Origin of the sequence: Microbispora sp. ZYX-F-249 (assembly GCF_039649665.1) — a bacterium.
Lineage (GTDB): Bacteria > Actinomycetota > Actinomycetes > Streptosporangiales > Streptosporangiaceae > Microbispora > Microbispora maris.
Window position 1 is genome coordinate 1 of record NZ_JBDJAW010000116.1, and the last position, 1,879, is coordinate 1,879.

Annotated in this window: 1 protein-coding gene; it reads left to right on the plus strand. The window is 66.5% G+C overall.

What is annotated here, in order from left to right:
• Nucleotides 1-2 precede the first annotated feature (2 nt).
• A partial coding sequence (locus tag AAH991_RS39960; protein ID WP_346231165.1) for an ATP-dependent Clp protease ATP-binding subunit occupies nucleotides 3-1,879 on the plus strand: 1,877 nt, incomplete at its 3' end.

A 1,879-nucleotide genomic window follows, 5' to 3' on the forward strand; every position in this document is an offset into this window, starting at 1 on the left:
AGATGTTCGAGAGGTTCACCGACCGTGCGCGGCGGGTTGTCGTCCTGGCTCAGGAAGAGGCCAGGATGCTCAACCACAACTACATCGGTACTGAGCACATTCTTCTTGGTTTGATCCATGAGGGTGAGGGTGTGGCGGCCAAGGCTCTGGAGAGTCTTGGGATCAGTCTCGAGGGGGTGCGCCAGCAGGTCGAGGAGATCATCGGTCAGGGGCAGTCGGCGCCGTCGGGGCACATTCCCTTCACGCCGCGGGCCAAGAAGGTTCTTGAGCTGTCGCTGCGCGAGGCGTTGCAGCTCGGGCACAACTACATCGGCACCGAGCACATTCTTCTGGGGTTGATCCGGGAGGGTGAGGGTGTCGCGGCGCAGGTGCTGGTGAAGCTGGGCGCCGATCTGAACCGGGTGCGTCAGCAGGTCATCCAGTTGCTGCACGGGTATCAGGGCAAGGAGCCGGCGGCGGCGGGCGGGCCGCAGGAGTCGGCGCCGTCGACGTCGCTGGTGCTGGATCAGTTCGGGCGGAATCTGACCCAGGCGGCGCGGGAGGGCAAGCTCGACCCGGTGATCGGCCGGGACAAGGAGATCGAGCGGGTCATGCAGGTGCTGTCCCGCCGGACGAAGAACAACCCGGTGCTGGTGGGTGAGCCCGGTGTGGGCAAGACCGCCGTGGTGGAGGGGTTGTCGCAGAAGATCGTCAAGGGTGAGGTGCCCGAGACGCTGAAGGACAAGCAGCTCTACACCCTGGATCTGGGTGCGCTGGTGGCCGGTTCCCGCTACCGCGGTGACTTCGAAGAGCGTCTGAAGAAGGTGCTCAAGGAGATCCGTACCCGGGGCGACATCATCTTGTTCATCGACGAGCTGCACACGCTGGTGGGCGCGGGCGCCGCCGAGGGCGCCATCGACGCCGCCAGCATCCTCAAGCCGATGCTGGCCCGTGGCGAGCTCCAGACCATCGGCGCCACCACGCTCGACGAGTACCGCAAGCACCTGGAGAAGGACGCCGCGCTGGAGCGGCGGTTCCAGCCGATCCAGGTGGCCGAGCCGTCGCTGTCGCACACGATCGAGATCCTCAAGGGTCTGCGGGACCGGTACGAGGCGCATCACCGGGTGTCGATCACCGACGGGGCCCTCGTCGCGGCCGCCACCCTGGCCGACCGTTACATCAGTGACCGGTTCCTGCCGGACAAGGCGATCGACCTGATCGACGAGGCGGGGTCGCGGATGCGGATCCGCCGGATGACGGCGCCGCCGGACCTGCGCGAGTACGACGAGAAGATCGCGAACGTGCGGCGGGAGAAGGAGTCCGCGATCGACGCGCAGGACTTCGAGAAGGCCGCGGCGCTGCGGGATCAGGAAAAGCAGCTGCAGCTGAAGCGGGAGCGGCGGGAGAAGGAGTGGAAGGCCGGCGACATGGATGTCGTGGCCGAGGTGACCGAGGAGCTCATCGCCGAGGTCCTGGCCACCGCCACGGGTATCCCGGTGTTCAAGCTGACCGAGGAGGAGTCGCAGCGGCTGCTCCGCATGGAAGACGAGCTGCACAAGCGGATCATCGGTCAGGATGACGCGATCAAGGGGCTGTCGCGGTCGATCCGGCGTACGCGTGCGGGGTTGAAGGACCCGCGCCGTCCGGGTGGGTCGTTCATCTTCGCCGGCCCGTCGGGTGTGGGGAAGACCGAGCTGTCCAAGGCGCTGGCGGAGTTCCTGTTCGGGGACGAGGACGCGCTGATCATGCTGGACATGTCGGAGTTCATGGAGAAGCACACCGTCTCGCGGCTGTTCGGCTCCCCGCCCGGTTACGTCGGGTACGAAGAGGGCGGCCAGCTGACCGAGAAGGTGCGGCGCAAGCCGTTCTCGGTGGTCCTGTTCGACGAGATCGAGAAGGC